17 protein-coding genes are annotated in these 19,902 nt (G+C 59.0%); 6 read left to right on the forward strand and 11 right to left on the reverse strand.

The window, feature by feature from the left end; genetic code table 11:
• Positions 1-124: 124 nt before the first annotated feature.
• Positions 125-1,123: a porphobilinogen synthase gene (hemB, locus tag ACR3ES_RS12860; protein ID WP_170434319.1), complete on the reverse strand. Its 999-nt coding sequence runs from the start codon at positions 1,121-1,123 to the stop codon at positions 125-127.
• A gap of 119 nt (positions 1,124-1,242) precedes the next feature.
• Here hemB and ACR3ES_RS12865 point away from each other — a divergent pair, with 119 nt between their 5' ends.
• The 3 genes from ACR3ES_RS12865 to ACR3ES_RS12875 all read left to right on the forward strand — a co-directional run bounded on the left by ACR3ES_RS12865 (position 1,243) and on the right by ACR3ES_RS12875 (position 5,918).
• Entirely contained in the window at positions 1,243-1,767 is a 525-nt protein-coding gene (locus tag ACR3ES_RS12865) for a component of SufBCD complex (protein ID WP_170434317.1), read from the forward strand.
• 22 nt (positions 1,768-1,789) lie between these two features.
• Positions 1,790-5,245 (forward strand): transcription-repair coupling factor, encoded by a 3,456-nt coding sequence (gene mfd / locus ACR3ES_RS12870; protein WP_170434315.1) that lies wholly within the window; start codon positions 1,790-1,792, stop codon positions 5,243-5,245.
• 70 nt (positions 5,246-5,315) lie between these two features.
• Positions 5,316-5,918 (forward strand): class I SAM-dependent methyltransferase, encoded by a 603-nt coding sequence (locus ACR3ES_RS12875; RefSeq protein ID WP_170434313.1) that lies wholly within the window; start codon positions 5,316-5,318, stop codon positions 5,916-5,918.
• A 16-nt stretch (positions 5,919-5,934) separates the two neighbouring features.
• Here ACR3ES_RS12875 and ACR3ES_RS12880 read toward each other — a convergent pair whose 3' ends face one another.
• From ACR3ES_RS12880 to ACR3ES_RS12900, 5 genes are all read right to left on the reverse strand, one after another.
• Positions 5,935-6,570 carry an SH3 domain-containing protein gene (locus ACR3ES_RS12880; RefSeq protein ID WP_170434312.1) on the reverse strand — a complete coding sequence of 212 codons (636 nt, stop codon included), beginning with the start codon at positions 6,568-6,570 and terminating at the stop codon, positions 5,935-5,937.
• Positions 6,567-8,231: a hypothetical protein gene (locus tag ACR3ES_RS12885; protein ID WP_170434310.1), complete on the reverse strand. Its 1,665-nt coding sequence runs from the start codon at positions 8,229-8,231 to the stop codon at positions 6,567-6,569. Before ACR3ES_RS12885 ends, ACR3ES_RS12880 begins: the two co-directional genes overlap by 4 nt.
• 58 nt (positions 8,232-8,289) lie before the next feature.
• Entirely contained in the window at positions 8,290-9,498 is a 1,209-nt protein-coding gene (locus tag ACR3ES_RS12890; protein ID WP_170434308.1) for a multidrug effflux MFS transporter, read from the reverse strand.
• A 76-nt stretch (positions 9,499-9,574) separates the two neighbouring features.
• Positions 9,575-10,234 (reverse strand): DsbA family oxidoreductase, encoded by a 660-nt coding sequence (locus ACR3ES_RS12895; RefSeq protein ID WP_170434306.1) that lies wholly within the window; start codon positions 10,232-10,234, stop codon positions 9,575-9,577.
• Positions 10,231-11,748, reverse strand: coding sequence for a class I adenylate-forming enzyme family protein (locus tag ACR3ES_RS12900; protein WP_170434304.1), 1,518 nt, complete (start codon positions 11,746-11,748; stop codon positions 10,231-10,233). The genes ACR3ES_RS12895 and ACR3ES_RS12900 overlap by 4 nt, the downstream gene beginning before the upstream one ends.
• A 65-nt stretch (positions 11,749-11,813) precedes the next feature.
• Between ACR3ES_RS12900 and ACR3ES_RS12905 the strand changes: the two genes are divergently transcribed.
• Positions 11,814-12,437, forward strand: coding sequence for an XRE family transcriptional regulator (locus ACR3ES_RS12905; protein WP_170434302.1), 624 nt, complete (start codon positions 11,814-11,816; stop codon positions 12,435-12,437).
• Here ACR3ES_RS12905 and ACR3ES_RS12910 read toward each other — a convergent pair.
• Together ACR3ES_RS12910 and ACR3ES_RS12915 are read right to left on the reverse strand one after the other, a co-directional pair.
• Positions 12,426-12,665 (reverse strand): hypothetical protein, encoded by a 240-nt coding sequence (locus ACR3ES_RS12910; protein ID WP_170434300.1) that lies wholly within the window; start codon positions 12,663-12,665, stop codon positions 12,426-12,428. The genes ACR3ES_RS12905 and ACR3ES_RS12910 overlap by 12 nt on opposite strands.
• A gap of 564 nt (positions 12,666-13,229) precedes the next feature.
• A complete protein-coding gene (locus tag ACR3ES_RS12915) occupies positions 13,230-15,056 on the reverse strand; it encodes an extracellular solute-binding protein (RefSeq protein WP_170434299.1) in 1,827 nt (608 codons plus the stop codon).
• Positions 15,057-15,354: 298 nt separating this feature from the next.
• Between ACR3ES_RS12915 and ACR3ES_RS12920 the strand changes: the two genes are divergently transcribed.
• The gene (locus ACR3ES_RS12920; protein WP_170434297.1) at positions 15,355-16,128 is read left to right on the forward strand and encodes a 3-hydroxybutyrate dehydrogenase; all 774 of its coding nucleotides are present in this window, start codon (positions 15,355-15,357) and stop codon (positions 16,126-16,128) included.
• A gap of 61 nt (positions 16,129-16,189) precedes the next feature.
• Positions 16,190-17,218: a patatin-like phospholipase family protein gene (locus ACR3ES_RS12925; protein WP_170434489.1), complete on the forward strand. Its 1,029-nt coding sequence runs from the start codon at positions 16,190-16,192 to the stop codon at positions 17,216-17,218.
• Here the strand turns inward: ACR3ES_RS12925 and ACR3ES_RS12930 are convergent, their stop codons facing one another.
• From ACR3ES_RS12930 to ACR3ES_RS12940, 3 genes are all read right to left on the reverse strand, one after another.
• The gene (locus ACR3ES_RS12930) at positions 17,219-17,896 is read right to left on the reverse strand and encodes a DUF502 domain-containing protein (protein ID WP_170434295.1); all 678 of its coding nucleotides are present in this window, start codon (positions 17,894-17,896) and stop codon (positions 17,219-17,221) included.
• Positions 17,897-17,960: 64 nt separating this feature from the next.
• Positions 17,961-18,872: a pseudouridine-5'-phosphate glycosidase gene (locus tag ACR3ES_RS12935; protein WP_170434293.1), complete on the reverse strand. Its 912-nt coding sequence runs from the start codon at positions 18,870-18,872 to the stop codon at positions 17,961-17,963.
• On the reverse strand, positions 18,869-19,762 hold the full coding sequence (locus ACR3ES_RS12940) for a PfkB family carbohydrate kinase (RefSeq protein ID WP_170434291.1): 894 nt from the start codon (positions 19,760-19,762) through the stop codon (positions 18,869-18,871). The genes ACR3ES_RS12935 and ACR3ES_RS12940 overlap by 4 nt, the downstream gene beginning before the upstream one ends.
• Positions 19,763-19,902: the final 140 nt, after the last annotated feature.

Consider the following 19,902-nt stretch of genomic DNA (forward strand, 5'->3'; position numbering starts at 1 on the left):
TGTGCCTGATGGGTCGGGTGGTCCCGATCTTATGTGCAAGAATACGCCGATTGCGTCCTCGTGTCACGGCAAAGCTGTTGGGACATGCGATTCAATCGGCGAAAAATTGCGATACTTGGGCATCTTAGTTCTGAAGGATTTCCGCAACCCTCGGGGCAAAGTAGGTCAGAATGCCGTCGCAGCCGGCCCGTTTGAACGCCATCAGGCTTTCGAGCATGACCTTTTCACCGTCGATCCATCCGTTTTGCGCGGCCGCCTGAACCATCGCGTATTCCCCGGACACCTGATAGGCGTAGGTCGGCGCACCGAATGTGTCTTTGACACGGCGGCAAATGTCCAGATAGGGCATGCCGGGTTTGATCATGACCATATCGGCGCCTTCGGTCAGATCGCGCTCGATCAGGCGCAGCGCTTCATCCGAATTTGCCGGGTCCATCTGGTATGTCTTCTTGTCCCCGGTCAACGCACCGGACGCGCCAACCGCATCGCGGAATGGGCCATAAAACGCACTGGCATATTTGGCGGCATAGCTGAGGATCATCACGTTGGTATGGCCGGCCTGTTCCAGCGCACGTCGCATTTCCCCGATCCGACCGTCCATCATGTCCGACGGGCCGATGATGTCCGCGCCTGCATCGGCCTGTGCCAGGGTCATTTTCACCAATGCCTCGATGGTTTGATCATTGACGATCTCACCGTCAACGACAAAGCCATCATGACCGTTGATGTTGTACGGGTCCAGCGCGACATCGGTCATGACCGCGATGTCCGGCGCAGCGGTCTTGATCGCCCGGACCGCCCGGTTCGACAGATTGTCGGGGTTCCACGCCTCGGCGCAGTCCTCGGTTTTGAGCGCCGCATCGGTGTACGGAAAGATACAGATTGCTGGTATCCCGAGCGCCTGCGCCTCGGTTGCCACCTTGGCGATCAGATCCACAGATCGCCGCATCACGCCGGGCATGGAAGGTACGGGTTCTTCGATTCCGTCGCCGTCGCGCACGAAGACAGGCCAGATCAGGTCATCCGGGGTCAGCGTGTTTTCCCGCACCAACCCCCGGATCGCATCCGATTGACGCGCCCGTCGAAAGCGGGTGAGGGGAAAAGGGGCGATGGTCGGCTTCATGGCGCGTTCTCCTTGAACATTGCCGTATTGGGTGGCATGAAACCGCCAAGGTCTCAAGGGTACCAAAGGACGCGCGGCTGCGATAGAACCCCCTGAGCGGTTTGAATAAAGGTTTGGGTTTGGACTGGTACTCTTCGATCTTCGAACTGATCGACATGCGCAGCTTTTCGAATCTGTGGTTCTGGATCGTGCTGGCCGTGACGTGGTCAACCGCAAGCCATTGGGTGATGGGTGTTCCCTACGATCTGGTCGTGCGCGCGCGGCGGGTCGGGGGGCAGGTCGAGACCGATCTGCTCGATATCGTTCGCATCCATTCCAACCGCATTCTCTATGTGATGGACGTGTCTGGCGCGATCATTCTGGCGCTCGGCTCGTTCATATTCACGGGCCTTGCCATGCTGGGGTTTTACTATCAGATGGAATTTGCGCAGGCTGTGTTCCTGTTGCTGTTTCCGTTGACCATCGTGATGCTGATAAACGTCGTGCATGCGCGTCGATTACGGCAACAGGACCTGACACTGGAACGCGTGGCAAAGACACTTTTACGATGCCGTCTGTACACACAGATCATCGGTATGATTGCGATACTGGTCACCGCACTCTGGGGCATGTATCAGAACCTTTCGGTTGGTGTTCTGGGATAAGACGGTCTGAAAGGCTTACGACATGAAGGCTCCGAACCACGTAACGGTCGGTGGTGCCCCCGAAGGGTTTGACGCACAGCTTGTCCTGAGCGAAATCGCGCGGTCCGACGCTCCGGTGTGTCATGTGGCGCGCGACGACAAGCGTATGGAAGCCATGCGGGCCGCGCTGGCGTTCTTTGCGCCTGACGTGCCGGTCTTTGTCTTTCCGGGCTGGGATTGTCTGCCCTATGATCGCGTATCGCCCAACCCGGATATCGCGGCAGCGCGCGTGGCGACACTGGCTGCGCTTGTTCATCAGATGCCACAGAAGTTTGTTCTGCTGACCACTCTGAACGCAGCGACGCAGAGAGTTCCAGCGCGGGACGTGCTGCGCGAGGCGGCGTTCACCGCCCGTGTCGACCATCGCATCGACGAAAATGCCTTGCGGAATTTCTTGGTCCGCATGGGATTTTCGCAAAGCCCGACGGTGATGGAGCCGGGCGATTATGCCATCCGGGGTGGTATTATCGACATTTTCCCGCCGGGTGATGCCGGCCCCGTGCGGCTTGACCTGTTCGGAGACGTTCTGGACGGTGCGCGCCGGTTCGATACGGTCACGCAACGCACAACCGAAAAACTGGATGTGGTAGAACTGGCACCGGTGTCCGAGATCATCCTTGACGATGCGGCGATTACCCGGTTCCGGCAGAATTACCGCATTGAGTTTGGCGCGGCGGGCACGGACGATCCGCTGTATGAGGCGGTCAGCGCGGGGCGCAAGCATCAGGGGATGGAGCATTGGCTACCGTTTTTTCACGAACGGCTTGAAACTCTGTTTGACTATCTGCCCGGTGCAACGATTTCTTTGGACGATCAGGTCACGCCCGCGCGGCTGGCGCGGTGGGACAGTATCGCGGATCAGTACGAAACCCGCCGGCTGGCGCTGGAAAACCGGTCGCGCATGGATACGGTCTATAAGCCGACCCCCCCCGGATTGCTGTATCTGGATGACGCCGCCTGGAATACGGCGGTTGGCGAAAGGCGCGTTATGCAATTCAGCCCTTTGCCACAGGCCAGCGGGCCGGGTGTGATTGACGCGGGCGGACGCATTGGCCGCAACTTTGCACCCGAACGTCAACAGGAAAGCATCAGCCTCTTCGGTGCCCTGGCGGACCATATCAAGGATAGGATCGACAAGGGCCCGGTTCTGATCGCCTCTTATTCCGAGGGTGCACGCGAGCGCCTGACGGGATTGATCGAGGATGAAGGTCTGGCCGAGGCGATTCCGGTTGTCGATGGCACGCGCATCGGCAAACGCGGCCTGCATCTTGCGGTCTGGGCGTTGGAGCATGGGTTCGAAGCACCCGATCTGACCGTGATCGCAGAACAGGATGTGTTGGGGGACCGGTTGATCCGCCAGCCCAAAAAACGGCGCAAGGCCGAGAACTTTCTGACCGAGACGCAATCGCTCAGCCCCGGCGATCTGGTGGTGCATGTGGATCACGGCATCGGGCGCTACCGGGGCATGGAGGTGGTCACCGCCGCCGGGGCCGCGCATGAATGCCTTTTGCTGGAATATGCAGAGCAATCAAAGTTGTACCTGCCGGTCGAAAACATTGAGCTTCTGTCAAAATACGGCCACGAGGAGGGTTTGCTGGATCGCCTTGGCGGCGGTGCATGGCAGGCCAAGAAGGCCAAGCTCAAGGAGCGCATCCGCGAGATGGCCGACCGGCTGATCCGCATCGCCGCCGAGCGCGCGCTGCGCAAGGCACCTGTCATGGACCCTCCGCCCCATGCGTGGGAGGAATTCAGTGCCCGATTCCCGTATCAGGAAACCGACGACCAGTTGCGGGCCATCTCCGAAGTGATGGAGGACATGCACGCGGGCGCGCCGATGGACCGTCTGATTTGTGGCGATGTAGGCTTTGGCAAGACCGAGGTGGCCATGCGCGCGGCGTTTGTCGCGGCCATGTCGGGCGTTCAGGTTGCGATTGTGGCGCCGACGACACTGTTGGCGCGTCAGCACGCGGCCAGCTTCAAGGAGCGCTTCAGAGGGTTTCCCCTGGAAGTCAGGCAACTGTCGCGATTCATCTCATCCAAAGAGGCGCAGCAGACCCGCGACGGGCTGGCGCGCGGCACCGTCGATATCGTCATCGGTACGCATGCTTTGCTGGCCAAAGGGATACGGTTCAACAATCTGGGCCTGCTGATCATCGACGAAGAACAGCATTTCGGGGTGGCCCATAAAGAGCGGCTGAAGCAGCTGCGCTCGGACGTGCACGTGCTAACACTGACGGCAACGCCGATCCCACGGACCTTGCAGTTGAGCCTGACAGGCGTGCGCGACTTGTCGATCATCGGCACGCCACCGATCGACCGTCTGGCAATCCGGACCTATGTCAGTGAATTTGACGCTGTCACCATCCGCGAGGCGCTGCTGCGGGAACATTACCGCGGTGGGCAGAGTTTCTATGTGGTTCCGCGCATCGCGGACCTGCCCGAGATCGAGGAGTTTCTGAAAGAGCAACTGCCTGAACTGACCTATGTGGTGGCGCATGGCCAGATGGCGGCCGGCGAACTCGACGACCGAATGAATGCGTTTTATGACGGAAAGTACGACGTCCTTCTGGCAACGACGATTGTAGAGAGTGGGTTGGATATTCCCACTGCGAACACAATGGTCGTGCACCGCGCGGATATGTTCGGCCTCGCGCAGCTTTATCAGATCCGGGGCCGGGTGGGGCGATCCAAAACCCGCGCCTACGCCTATCTGACCACCAAACCGCGTGCGCGTTTGACGGCAACTGCTGAGAAGCGTCTGCGCGTTCTGGGGTCTTTGGATACGCTGGGGGCCGGGTTTACGCTGGCCTCGCAAGACCTGGACATTCGCGGCGCGGGCAATCTGTTGGGCGAGGAGCAATCCGGCCAGATGCGGGACGTGGGATACGAACTCTACCAGTCGATGCTGGAAGAGGCGATTGCCAAGATCAAGGCCGGAGAGATGGAAGGTCTATCCGACGCCGATGACCAATGGGCCCCGCAGATCAATCTGGGTGTACCGGTTCTGATCCCTGAGGACTATGTGCCGGATCTGGACGTGCGTTTGGGTCTTTACCGTCGCTTGTCCTCGCTCTCGACCAAAGTCGAGTTGGAGGGCTTTGCCGCCGAGCTCATAGACCGGTTTGGCAAACTGCCGAAAGAGGTCAACACCCTGATGCTGGTCGTGCGGATCAAGGCCATGTGCAAACGCGCAGGTATTGCAAAGCTGGATGGTGGACCCAAAGGCGCGACGATCCAGTTCCACAACGACAAGTTCGCCTCACCCGAGGGGCTGGTTGAGTTTATCCAGAACCAGAAAGGACTGGCCAAGGTGAAAGACAACAAGATCGTTGTGCGTCGGGACTGGAAGAGGGACAGCGACAAGATCAAAGGCGCTTTTGCCATTGCGCGCGATCTGGCGGAAAAGGTGGTGACCGCGAAAAAGAAAGCCAAAGCCTAACCGCCCATGTGACAGACCAACGGGATCAACTGTTTGTTTTCCAAGGACTTTGACCAAAGGAAAAAGGCATATGCAGTCGGACGCCGACAATATCATTGGCGTGTATCGCCGCCATGCAGGCTTTTGGGCACGGCGCAGGAGCAAGCGCCTCTTTGAGCGAAACTGGCTCGACAGGTTCCTAGGGCTCGCGCCGGATACGCCATCGGTTCTGGATTTGGGGTGCGGTGCAGGCGACCCGATTGCCCGGTATCTTGTTGACAATGACTGCGCGGTAACCGGCGTTGATACGTCTCCAGAGATGCTGGAGCTGGCGCGGGAGCGTGTCCCTTTGGCGCGCTGGATATGCGCCGATATGCGCCGCCTTGATCTGCACGAGAAATTTCAGGGTGTTTTGGCGTGGAACAGCTTTTTTCATCTGACCCCGGATGACCAGCGCGCGATGTTTTTGGTGTTCAGTCAGCATGTCGCCAGAGGCGCGGTCCTGATGTTTACCAGCGGTCCGGCTTACGGCGAAGCGCTCGGCGAACTTGAAGGCGAACCTCTGTATCATTCAAGCTTGGATGCCTCGGAGTATCAAACGCTGCTGGAACAGCATGGGTTTGAGCTCGTGGATCACATCGTTGAGGACCCGGATTGCGGCCAACACACCGTCTGGCTCGCCCGTGCTGCGTAACTAATGCGTTCTGGTTTCAGTCCCCGGTGACAAAGGTGCAAAGCTGCCAATCTCCGCCCTCGGATTTCACCATCGCAGCGCGGTAGCCAACCATCGACCACAAAAAGTCGCTGTGCATGTAACCCGATGTACCATCGGTCAGGCGCACCAACTGATATTCGGACCCATCCTGATAGTCGGGGATCAAAACGACCTCGTAGCTGATCAGACCCAGAACACTGCCGCTGCGATCCGGTGCCCGGCGTAGGGTGACATTCTCGCCGGTGACGTAATAGGTAACGAACGGATCCAATGAGGCGGGCAGCGAGATTTGCCACTGATGTGGCATCCAGAACTCGCCCTGATCGTCGAAATAGCCCGGTTGCGACACCGTTTCCTGCAACGCGGTCCAATAGGCCTCGCTTGAATCGGCCTGCAGGTTTTGCCGAAACTCGACCGGGCCACCATCGCCGCCGTGGCTGAGATAGATGTCGGGGCAGGCGCGGGCAACCACCGCCTCGGTGTCCCGCGCAGCGATGCTGGCCAACAGGTCCTCGCGAAAGGCAACCAGATTGGGGTCGCGGTCCGCTTGATCCGAGGGCGGAAAAGACGGGCGATCCGCCAGAGCGGGTGTGCAGATCAGCGCGATCAGCAGAAGTGGCAGGTGCTTCATTCGGCGGCTCTCATCGCGGCTTGGGCGCAGAAACAGGACGCGGCCACCGCTTGATCGGCCCGCGCCAGCGCGAGATCAAGCCTTTGTTTAATCTGTTTGATTTCAATGTCTTCTCCGCGTGCTTTCAGGCAATCATACAATCCCTTAAGGCTCCAGACATTGTCCGGGTGAATCGACGCCCGGCTAAGCGTTCCTCCCAGACCCAGATCTGCGCGATATACGGATTCAGCCTCCGCCACGTGGCCCTGTTCAAACAGCAAGGCGCCCAATGCGTGACGGGTGGGCTGCATCCAGCCCCACGGCTCATCGTAGGGCAGCGTATCGTCCAGCTCGACCGAGCGGCGAAGATGGGCAAAGGCGATCTCAAAGTTCCCTTTGCGGTACTCGATCTCGCCACGCAGCATTTCGCGCGCGATTTCAAGAAGATCGACGACCCGGTTATTGTGCAGCCTGCGTGTTTCGGGGACACATTCCTTGGCAGCAAGGAACAGGTTTTCCTCGGCTTCGGCTTCTGCCACCTGATCCGTGGCCGCCAGCGCCACGGCGCGTGCATAGTGGGTGGTTGCCGTTAATGTCCGGAAAAGGTCCGGATCAGAGGGCAGTTCAAGTGCCTTGGCGTCCTCCCAACGACCAAAACGGATCAGGATATGCGGTCCCATCGACATGTAGCTTTCGAAGTAATCCGCCATTGGGGGGCTCTCGATGCGCAACATCTCTTCGGGCGTAGTGTCCCAAAGTCCCTGATTGGCGCGTAGCGCGGGTTCGATCTGACCCAGAAACAACGCGCCGTAGATCGTGAAATGGTAATTGTGCTGGCGATATCCGGTGTAAATGTTGAACGCACCCTCGCGCTCATAATACTTCAAGTCTGCCGCGCAAGCCTTCTCGTTCCAGTGCACGACATTCTGGTAGTGCCCGCATAATACGTCGATATGCGTCGGCATATGCACCAGATGCCCTGCGTCCGGCACCAGTGTGCGCAAGACATCTCCGGCCTTGAGCGCCTTTTCGGGGAAGGGCGACATCTCCATCAGGTGGACATACAGGTGCAGCAGGCCGGGATGCGACATGGCGGCAGGCGTGTCCGCCATCGCCCGTTCCAGAGCATCCTGTGCCTCAAGCGTGGCGGCCCCTTGGGCGGGTCGGCCTGATTTCAGATCCCACATCTGCCAGGGCGTCAGGTTGAGCAGGGCTTCGACATAGATGGTGCGCAGGTCCAGATCACCGGGGTGATCCGCAAACGCCGCGCGCATGGCGTCGGCAAAGGCGTGATCCCAGCTGTGCATGTCCTCAATCGGGTCGCGTTGCGGATAGCGCGCGGGCAGGGCACGGATCAGGGCCTGTTCAACAGGTGTGCAGCCATCCGCCAAGGCCAGTGCCTGTTGGGTGGCGTCATAGGCAGTAGCCAGTGCTTTTTGCCGCCCTTGGTCGTCCTGCAGCGCCCATGGCAGGTTGTAATTCGGCCCGGCCGCATAAGCGACACCCCAATGGGCCATCGCACATCTCGGGTCATTCTCCAGAGCCCGCTGAAAGCAGGCAACGGCCTCGTCGTGATTATAGCCGTATGTCCAGTTCAGGCCACGGTCAAACCAGAGCTGTGTATCTGGTGAAGACGTCGTGATCGGACAGGTATAGGTGCCAAGATCGTAATAGTCGCTCATCGAATGGTCCCCCCGGGCTTATCGGGCAGAGTAGCGCGACTCGGCCCTGCAGCACAATTCAGGCCGGCACTCTGTTTTCGATACGACCCATGTGAACCATCAGCCCAAAGGCAATGATGCACATGCTCAGAATACCCATGGTCAGAGGAGCAATAGAGCCATCGAACAGCAAGCCGACCGGTGCCGCAATGACCGCGGCCAGCACGGTGGAAATCGAGCCGATGACGGAGGCGGCCATACCAGCGATATGCCCCATCGGCTCCATTGCGATGGCGTTCAGATTGCCCATCGTGACGCCAGCCATGAAAAACACCATGGTCTGCCAAAACACGAACAGCGCAAAGGACGCATCCTGCGACAGCGGCGTCGCGCTCAGGCCAATGACCATCAAGGTGATCAGGATTTGCCCGCCCAGGGCCCAGGTCACCATACGCCGCATACCAACGCGCACCACCAGTGCGGCATTCAACAGGCTGGCCGATCCGGACATCAAAGCCACAAACCCAAACCAGAATGGAAAGCTGTCAGCGCGGTTATGAATCACATCATAGACCGGCTGCACCATGATCAGCATGGTGAACAGCATGCCCATACACAGAGTCTGTACAAAGATGGACAGGCGGACGGTCGGATGGGCAAACATCTCCTTTACCGCTGCGATCATCAGCGCCAGTCGGAACGGGCGGCGGTTTTCCTCCGCCAGTGACTCGGGCAGGCGGATCGCCATCCACGAGATGATGATCAGCGCAAACAGGATGAAGGATACAAAAATCCCGCGCCAGCCGAACAGGGCGATGACACCGGCGCCCAGCATCGGTGCAATGGCAGGGACAAGTGTGAAAATCATCATGGCAATCGAGACGATGCGCGCCATCTCGCGCCCGGAATACAGGTCACGGATGATGGCCATGGCGACCACGCGCGGCCCCGCAGCCCCCAACCCTTGCACTACACGCGCGATCAATACCAATTCCAGAGAAGAACTGGCCCAGGCCACGGCTGAGGCAACGATGTAGAGTGCAGCACCGCAGAAAATCACCGGCTTGCGTCCCACAGCATCGGAAATGGGGCCGGTAAAAAATGTCCCGATGCCCATGCCCAGCACAAAGGACGTGAGGATCAATTGCGCCCGATTCACGTCATCGGGGCTGAGCTGCGCGCCGATTTCGGGCAGGGCGGGCAGCATCGAGTCGATCGAAAAGGCTATGGTGGCGAACATCATCGCGACCAATGCAATGAATTCCGCCTTGGACACGCGGTTGGCCATAAAGGTCTCCTTACCCAATCGCGCTATCACGGCGGATCAGGTTGCGCCAGACCGGAAATTTGCACAGGCCTATGTGCTATTCTGCAGGAGAAGCCTCAAGTTGAGACATGATCTCCCCGATCACTTTTTCCCACATTTCAGGTGGTTGCGCACCGGGAACGGCATGCTGGTTGGCAACAATGAAGGTTGGGACCGAGGTAACGCCCATTTGGCGCGAATGAGTGTCACGATTGCGAATGTCCTCGCGGTCGGCGTCTGATTTCAGCAGTTTCATGACCACGGCGGCGTCCATTCCTGCGCTGTCAGCGATATCGGCCAGAACTTCCGCATCGCCAATATCGCGCGCCTGCACGAAATAGGCGTCAAACAGTGCGTCAACGACGGCATTTTGCTTGCCCTCAATCCCGGCCCAGTGGATCAGACGGTGGGCGTCCAGCGTATTGGGCGTGCGTTTCATGCCTTCAAAATCGATCTTGAGACCGGCTTTTTCCGCATGCTCAACAACCGGGGCATACGCCCGTACCGCACCTTCTTTGCCGCCGAATTTCCGTTCCAGATAGTCGCGACGATCCATGCCTGCCTCCGGCATATCCGGGTTCAGTTGAAACGGATGCCATTCGATCACAAAGGGATGTTCGGGCACAGCTGCCAAGGCCTTGTCCAGATGGGTTTTGCCGATATAGCACCAGGGGCAGATCGGATCGGACATGATGTCCAGCTTGACGGTCTGTGTCATTCTGTTGACGCCTTGAAATAGGCCGGCAGCGCGCGGCGCAGGAGTTTGCCATTGCCGCCGGTCGGCAACTCGGGCAGGTGAACGAAGGCGCGTGGTTGCTTGTAACGCGCCAGATTTGCTTCGACATAGGTGCGCAAGGCGGCATCGTCCAGCTTTTCCGGTCCGGTGTAGAAGGCTGCTATCACAAATGTGTCCTGTTTGACCTCAACCGCAGCCGCGCCAACCTGCACGATTCCGGGAAACCGGGACAACGCGGTTTCAACCTCAACCGGTGAGACGCGGTAACCGCCGGCATTCATCATATCGTCATCGCGCCCGAGGTAGATGATCTGCCCGTCAACGGCCATCGCGCCCTGATCTCCGGTCAGGAACCACGTACCCTGTATCCGCTGCGCCGCCTCTTCCGGTGCGTTGAGATAGGTCAGCATCAGACCGGGATCGGACCGGTGAATAGCAATGATGCCTTCCTGCCCTTGCGGGACGGGTCCCTCCGGTCCCAGAATGGCCACGCGACGACCCGGTTGCGGTTGACCCAGCGCGTCACCGCGGGCCGGATTTGTGGGGCTGGAGGAGATGAAGGTCGAGCATTCGGACATCCCGTAGGCCTCGTACAACTCGCAATCGGTTGCCTGATGCCATTGCGTGTGCAAGGCGCGCGACAGCTTTTCACCGGCGCAAAGCCCATGGCGCAGGTCCGGCAGATCGATCCGGTCCGCCCCCCGCAGCATCTTGCGATACACCCCGGGGGCCGCAGCAAAGATCGTTGCGGCGTGGCGCTGCAACAGGGCGGGTAGGGAGGAGATGTCCGTGCCGGGTTCCGGGATCAGGGCCGTGGCGCCGATGGCCCAGGGGTCCATCAGACCCGTGCCCAGCGTATAGGTCCAATTGAACGCCCCGGCGTGGCACAGCCGGTCTGTGTCTCGCAACCCGTACCAGCCATCGACCATCATCTGCCGCGCCCAGATCGCGCGATGCGCATGGGCCACGGCGCGGGGGTGCCCGGATGTGCCGGAGGTGTAAACGACATAGGCCATCCGGTCGGGGTCTCCCATAGCATAATCCGCAGGGGGCAGATCCCGTATGGCCGCTAGGTCCGCCAGTCCAATCTGCAAAGGATGCTGGGCACAGGCAACCGAAGGATCGCGAAGGATCGCTGCAGGTGACAGATCAGCGATCATGCGTGCTGTTTCCGGTTCCGTCAGTTGCGACGATGTCGGCACGGGAACGATCCCGACCGCGATTGCGCCCAGATAGGCGATCGGAAAGTCGACCGTGTTCCCCAGCCGCATAAACGCGATGTCACCGGGCCTCAGACCCGCCTGCAAGAGGCCGGTTCCGGTGCCAAGGATGGCGGATCGCAGGCTATCGTAGCTCCAGTCAACCGCGCCGGTATCGGACAGAACGGACAGGGCCGTCTTGTCAGACAATCGGTCTGCATGGCGCAGAACATGAGCGGCCAGATTAAAAGGTGCGGGACAAGGAGGTGGCGGGCCCTGATCGAAAATCGACAACATGGCCACTGGCTATCGCGGTGCATGGCGCGTTGCAAGCCGGGCTGGCTGGCCCTATAGAAAGGCGCATGAGCACGCAAGACCCCAAATCCCTGATCCGCATTGCCCGCGACTCCGGCGATCACACGGAACCTGAACCGCTGGATCTTGGCGTGCGGGTGCGCGAGTTGCGCAAGGCGCGGAACTGGACACTGGAACAGGCCGCTGGCCAGGCCGGTCTGGCGCGATCAACGCTCAGCAAGATCGAAAACGGTCAGATGTCGCCCACCTACGATGCGCTGAAAAAGCTGGCCACAGGGCTGGAGATCTCGGTGCCGCAGCTTTTCACGCCGCCGCAGCGCGATCAGGTGATCGGGCGGATGGCGGTCACGCGTCTGGGCGAAGGAACGGCACATGCCACCGCAACCTACGAGCATGAATTGCTGGCGGAAACGCTGACCAAAAAGCAGATGTTGCCGTACCGTGCCCGAGTCCGCGCTCGGTCTATGGATGAGTTTGACGGCTGGGTGCGCCATGACGGCGAAGAGTTTCTATACGTGCTGACCGGCGTCATTCGGTTGTATACGGAGTTCTATGAACCCGTGGAAATGCGCCGTGGTGACAGCGCCTATTACGACGGCAGTATGGGGCATAATGTAATTTCTGTCAGTGACGAGGATGCAACGATCCTTTGGGTCACATCACTTACGTGATCCCGCGTGGGCAAGTTCCCGGTTCAGACGTTCGGTAAACAGAAAGTCCTCAACCTCTTCACGGGCCTCGTTAACGGTCAGATGGTGACGCTCGGCCAGATACGCCTCGAACCGTTTGCGGTCTTTCGAAACGCGGGGCATGTCTTTATCGCGCAGGTTCGGAAAACGGCGTTTCGCACGCGCGTAGGTTGCGCCCCAGTCTTGCGTCAGGTCTGTCCAGTTCAGCATTTGCGAGCATTCCTTAGGTTGGTTCAGAACTGCTCTTCCCCAATTCAGGGTACGGACCGGTTGACGCTGCGGCAGACATGACAAAATGTCGCAGGCCATCAGGTCGGCATCAGGGTGGGTAGTGCCCGCTGCGGTCGTCCCGCAACGGGCGAACGGACCTGCGTTTCGGAGTGAGTGGCGGCCGGTCCGTTATTCTGTCCTATAGACAAGTCTATCCGTCCTATGTGTCAGATTTCAAACATGATATCTGGCGCTTGGACACGACGTGTTTGATCAGAGGATACAGGGCTCAAGCGCATTTCGTAAAGGAGTTTGGGCGTATGAAGCTATAGACCGCAAAACCTGGGACCCGTTTCGATTTGTTGGGTTGGCAGGCCAAATAGTACGCGGAATATGGTGTTCTGCGTATCATGTGCCAAATCTCGCCGAAAATGCAGCGAGGCTGCACCAAACGGCCACAGTTACCGGTTCTTGCAAGATCCCGATACCGATCCGCGTTTTGTCTGGCCGGCTGCTGCATCGCGTCAAAACAATACGGGCCTGTTACATGCTTTGCGGTTGTTGTCAGCCTTCGTACCACCATACTTCGGGCATGTATTGCGGTCCGTCGCCATAGATGGGCAGGGTTTCTGGAAACCTCAGTGCGCTGTCATGTGCGATGCGACCGACATCAAAGCTCCAGATCGGGATCACATAGCGTCCTGCCGTCAGCACCCTGTCCAGCGCGCGGGTTGCGGCGACAAAATCCTCGCGCGATTCCGACGCCAGCATCGCGTCGATCATCCCGTCCACAACGGGCGATTGCACGCCCATCAGGTTCCGGGTTCCCGGCGTATCGGCGTTCTCGCTGCCCCAATACAGGCGCTGCTCGTTGCCCGGAGACAGTGACAAGGCCCGGCGAAACGGGGTCATGTCAAAATCCAGTTCGGATATCCGCGACGTGTATTGCGCATCGTCCACTTTTTCGATGGTCATCTGAATGCCCAGCCGCTCCAGCGCCCGGGAATAGATTTCGGCGATCGACTCGACATTTTGAACGACGTTCTGGGCGCCTTGGCTGATGAGCAGGGTCATTTGGAAAGGCTCGCCCGAGGCGTTCTTCAAGACGCCGTCCTGAATGGTCCATCCGGCCTCGGCCAGCAACGCGGACGCCTTGCGAATGTTCGAACGGTTTCGCGCGGACCCGTCCCCTTCGGGCAGAACATAGCCTTCAAGGGTGCCGGGGATGAGATCGTCTGCATACGCCTGAAGCAATTCTTCGACCCTGCCGCTGGCCGGGCCCGGCTGCATGGCCAGGTCCGATCCCGAGAAGTATGACGTGATCCGGGGTTGGGCGCTGCCGGTGATGGTGTCGTTGATGAATTCAAAGTTGAAGGCCAGGGTCAGCGCCTCGCGCACGCGCCAGTCGTCGAACGGGGCCTTGCGGGTGTTCATGACAAACCCGGTGATCCCGGACGGCTTGCGATGCGGGATCTCGGTTTTGATGACATCGCCGCGCTGAATGGCCGGGAAGTTGTACTGCGTCTCCCATTTATCCGCGTTGAATTCGCGAACGGCCGACAGCTCTCCGGCTTTGAACGCTTCAAAAAGAACGGTGCCATCGCCATAAAACTCGATCCGCATGGCATCGAGGTTCATGGTCCCGCGACGAAACGGGATGTCAGCACCCCAGTAGTCGGGGTTGCGCCGTAGATTAACGTACCGTCCGGCCTCGTAGTCGTCGATGACGTAGGGGCCCGAGCCGATTGGGATGTCCTGAATTTGAGCATCGGCAAAGTCTTTACCCTCCCACTGCGCCTTTTGCAGGATCGGGCGCAGACCAGCGATCAGGGCGAGTTCGCGGTCGGGTTCGTTGAAGGTGATCCGAACGGAGCGAGGGCCGGTCTGTTCGATGCTGTCGATCTTTCCCCACAGCCCGCGATAGCGCAGATGCCCCTCGGTGCCCAGGGTTTCATAGGACCAGATTACATCCTCCACGGTGACCGGCGCGCCGTCGGAAAACCGGGCGTTTTCGCGCAGCGTGAATTCGACCCAGGACCTGTCGAGTGCAGTTTCAACTGATTCGGCTAACAACCCGTAAAGAGTGAAAGGTTCGTCCCACGACCGGCCCATCAGGCTTTCATGTGTCCAAAACCGCAATTGCCAGGGTGACGTGCCTTTTTGCAAAAACGGGTTCAAACTGTTAAAGCCGCCGGTGTTTCCAAACACAACCCTGCCGCCTTTGGGTGCGTCGGGATTTGCATACGGCAGAGACACAAAATCCGGTGGTAGGGCCGGGTCGCCATACATAGCTATGCCATGAGACGAATCTGCATGGGCAAGAGAGGTCGCGAAAATACAGGCGATTCCCGCCACAAGCGGACGAAGCGGTCGTAGAAAATCGAGGCTCATTTTGGAAACAATCCTGCTCTGGCCTTATTTTGTTGGGAATCATCGTACCGATGATTTTTCTTATTATCAAACTTTTAGCTTGGACGAAGGCGTGGAATTGCTTATAAAGGAAGCACTGCTCGATAGGTTTCTTGCCTGTATGAAACCTGCCTCAATAACTTAACGCCCGCTTCGTGCGGGCGTTTTTTTGGCGTGATCTTCCGGTTCGGGCTGCGGCAGTGTGCCGGATGTTTCCCCGTTTTCTTTGCAGGTGCAGCATGGCACTGTGTGCAAAATCTAACTCAGTGGGAGAGCGGTCATGAGCCTGTCTGGAAAAACGGCAATCGTCACGGGATCGAATTCGGGGATCGGGCTGGGTGTCGCGCGCGAGCTGGCCAAGGCCGGGGCGGATGTTGTTTTGAACTCGTTCACAGATCGCAACGAGGACCACGCACTGGCCGCCGAGATCGCCAGAGAGACCGACACCAATGCGCGCTACATCAAGGCGGACATGTCCAAGGGGGATGAGTGCCGCGCGCTGATCGAACAGGCCGGCGCCTGCGATATTCTGGTGAACAATGCCGGTATTCAGCATGTGTCGCCGATTGATCAGTTCCCGGTCGATAAATGGGACGCCATTATTGCAATCAACATGAACTCGGCCTTTCACACAATGGCTGCCGCATTGCCGATAATGCGCGCAGCAGGTTGGGGCCGGATCGTCAACATCGCCTCGGCGCATGGTTTGACGGCGTCACCGTTCAAAACCGCCTATGTCGCGGCTAAACACGGCGTGGTCGGGATGACCAAGGCGGTGGCGCTGGAAACCGCACAAGAACCGATCACCTGCAACGCGATCTGTCCGGGTTACGTCCTGACGCCGCTGGTCGAAGCGCAAATCCCGGACACAATGAAGGAATACGGCATGAGCCGTGAGGATGTGATCAAGAATGTCATGCTCGAGCGTCAGCCATCGAAAGAGTTTGCCACCGTCGAACAACTGGGTGGAACAACCGTATTCCTGTGTTCGGATGCGGCGACACAAGTCACCGGGACCACAATTTCAGTAGATGGCGGCTGGACCGCGCTGTGACACCGGATTGGGATGCCGCGCTCGTGTCTTTTGAGTATTTGCAAAAAGGTGAAGAGGTGGGATCGTGAAGCGGATCAATCTGGCTTTGCAGGGCGGCGGTGCGCATGGTGCCTTTACGTGGGGCGTGCTGGATCGGTTGCTGGATGAAGAAGACATCGAAGTGGCCGCCATCACCGGAACATCCGCAGGCGCGTTGAACGGTGCGGCCTTCAAGTCGGGCATGGTACATGCAGGACGCGAGGGCGCCCGAGAGAACCTTGATGCGCTATGGAAACGGATGGGGGCGGTTGGCGACATGCGTGTCGCTCACTGGTTTCGCGGGCTGGAACCCTCTCAGATTGCGCAGGCGATGGAGTATTCTCTGCCGTTTTCCATTGGGGATGCGTGGTCGCGGATGGTGTCGCCTTATGCTTATGGGCCTTTCTATACCAATCCGTTGGAACCCGTGGTTGATCGCTTTAACTTCGACGAGATTTGCGCCGATCAGGGACCGCATCTGTTTGTTTGCGCGACCTGCGTTCGCAGTGGCAAGATCCGGGTGTTTACCGGCGATGAGGTCTCGACCGATGCGATCCTGGCTTCGGCCTGCCTGCCGACCCTTTTTAAGGCCGTTGAGATTTACGATCCGGAAACCGAACGCGTCGAGGCCTATTGGGATGGGGGCTATACCGGCAATCCGGCGCTGTATCCTCTGTTCAACAAAGACCTGCCGGAAGATGTGGTGATCGTGAATATCAATCCGCTGGAACGGGAAGAGATCCCGGTAACCCCGCAGCAGATTCAAAACCGGATCAACGAGATCAGCTTTAACTCATCCCTGTTTCGCGAGTTGCGCGCGATCAGTTTTGTTCAGAGGTTGCTGAAGGAGGGCAAGCTGAAATCGGGAGAGATGAGCCGTGTTCTGGTTCATATGATCGCGGACAATGAGCTTATGAACAGCCTGTCGGTTGCCACCAAGACCGTCCCCAATCCCGTGATCCTGCACAAGCTCAAGAAGGCTGGTCGCGATGCTGCGGATGGGTTTCTGGCCCGGCACAAAGCCGAACTGGGTCAGCACAGTACCGTTGATCTGCCGGCGATGTTCGGCTGATCACTCGGGCGGTTGTGTTGGGTCTTTTTCGTTCGGGTAAACGAGGCCCGCAGAGATAACCAGCTTGGCGGCCTCTTCGATCGACATGTCCAGCAGGATCACGTCCTCGGCCGGGAAGAACAACAGAAAGCCGGATGTGGGGTTTGGCGTTGTCGGCACAAAGACACTGTAAAGCTCGCCGCCCGTTTCCGCTTTTTGACTGACTTCGCCCCTGGCGGTTGTGGACACAAAGCCAATTGCCCAGATGCCGCGGCGCGGGTATTGGATCAGGCAGGCTTTTTCAAACGACCGTTCAGTCTGGGCAAAAACCGTTTCCGAAATCTGTTTGATACCGGAATAGACCGACCGAACCACGGGCATCCGGTCGACAAGGCTTTCGGTGAAGGAAATGAACGACCGGCCCAGAATACCCTTGGCGATCCAACCGACAATGACGGTGAACACCAGAAAGATGATGACGCCGACACCGCGCAGGTTGATACCCACATATTGCTCGGGCTGGAACTGTTGCGGCACCAAGGGCAGAACCGCGCTGTCGATCCATCCGACCACAGACCAGATCAGCCAGACCGTCAACCAGACAGGCGCAATAACGACGATCCCCGTCAGAAAGGACGCACGCAACCTTGAAAACAGGCCAGGGCGGCGGTGTGGCTCTTCGTCAAAGGGTGTATTCATCGCAGTTCCGAGTGACTTCGGGATTTAGTTAAGCAGTCCGGGGCTTTGAAACAATAGGGTAGTGTCACCTGCTGTCGGCCAGAGCTTTGGCGATTTCTGCGGCCAGTCGCGCGTTGTTGCGCACCAAAGCGATGTTGGCGGTCAATGAACGGCCCTGGGTTTTCTCGAATATCCGCTGCAACAGATAAGGCGTAACGGCTTTGCCGGTGATCCGGTGCGCGGTTGCGTCCTGTTGAGCCGCCGCAATGATCGGCGCCAGTTCTTCGGCCGGGATCTGATCGGCGACAGGTATAGGGTTGGCGACAAGCTGACCGCCGGGCAGGCCCAGTGCGCGCCGGGTTGCATGTGCCTTGGCGATGTCCTCGGCGCAATCCATGCGCAGCGGAGCGTCAAATGGGGATTTAGCCGACCAAAAGGCCGGAAACGCGTCTTGTCCATATGCAATGACGGGAACACCCAGTGTCTCCAACACTTCGAGTGTTTTGGCAAGATCAAGGATGGCCTTAGCTCCGGCCGCGACCACCGTGACCGGGGTTTGCCCCAATTCATGCAGGTCGGCGGAAATGTCGAACGAGGTTTCCGCGCCTTGATGCACGCCGCCGATCCCGCCGGTGGCGAACACCTCGATGCCTGCATAGTGTGCGGCGATCATCGTGGCGGCAACGGTTGTCGCACCGGTGCCCCCGGTCGACATGCACGCGGCCATATCTGCACGCGAGATTTTCGCGACCCCTTGTGCCTGTCCCAGATCTTGAAGTTGGTCGGCTTCCAAGCCCACACGCAACGCGCCTTCGAGAACGGCCATGGTTGCGGGAACGGCACCTGTGTCGCGGATATCCTGTTCAACCTGTGCCGCCACTTCGATGTTCTGGGGATACGGCATGCCATGGGTGATTATGGTGCTTTCCAAAGCAACGATGGGTTTGTTCGCGTCTTTGGCGGCGCGTATCTCAGTGGAGTATTGGATGTCGATCACAGGGGTGTTTCTCCGGAAACATAAGTTGCTGCGGCATGCAGGGCCCGCGTCAGGGCGTCTTCGCTATCGGCCCCATTGGCCTCTGAGGCGATATGGGCGGCCATGAACGTGTCGCCCGCACCTGTCACACGTGTGACGAGAACGGACGGCGGTGTTTGGGTTAGAATGCCGGACTCCGAGCCGACGGTGGCAGAGTTTCCGCCATCGGTGACCAGAACCCGCAATGCGCCGCGATCCAGCAAGCCCTTGGCCGCGCTCTCAGAATCAGAAAACTCACGCTGGCACAACAGACCCGCTTCTTCGAGGTTGACATACAGGGTGGCGCGCGCGTGTTTCAGAAACGGCAACAGGCGTTCGGCTTTGCCGGGTGAAGCGGGCGCGACCCGCAGGTCGGCGCGGGCAAAGGCAGGGCTTTGGGCGATCTCTTCCAGAAGTTCCCGTGTCAGGTTGCCATCCAGAGCAATCGGCCCCTCATACGGCGTGTTTTCATATCCGAGCGGCCCTTGCATCAGCGGGCGCAGGATTTTCGCACCGGCCGCCTCCAGGGAATGGGCGTCCGCGATGGCGGCGATCAGGCCATTGGCGCCTTCAACCGCCATGTAGCGGTCAGTCGGCAAGTCTTGCGACCGGTAAATGTGATCCGTCGCCATTCCAAGGCGCGCGCAAGAGTGGATCAGTTCATCCCCTTCCGGGTCGCGGCCGATTGCGGTCAGCAACGTTGGGGTCATGCCGAACCGCACAAGGGTCATCGCGATATTAAAGACGACGCCACCGGGCAGGCGTGTGATCCGTCCTGGTACGTCCGATCCCTGTCGCATCGCGCTGGCGGACCGCCCGATCACATCCCAGAGAACCGAACCAATGCACAGGATTTCGCCGTTTCGAGTCATGACGCTGTCATGCCGCAGCCCCGGTGACCGTGCAAGCCAGAACAGGCCTGTCGTCCGAGATTCCCGGCGGTGTCCTGCCTGCAGGGCTCTTTTGCCTTGCTATCGAGCGGAATCGACGGGAGACTCGTCGAGAAGGTTTG

The organism is Ruegeria sp. B1, assembly GCF_056535885.1.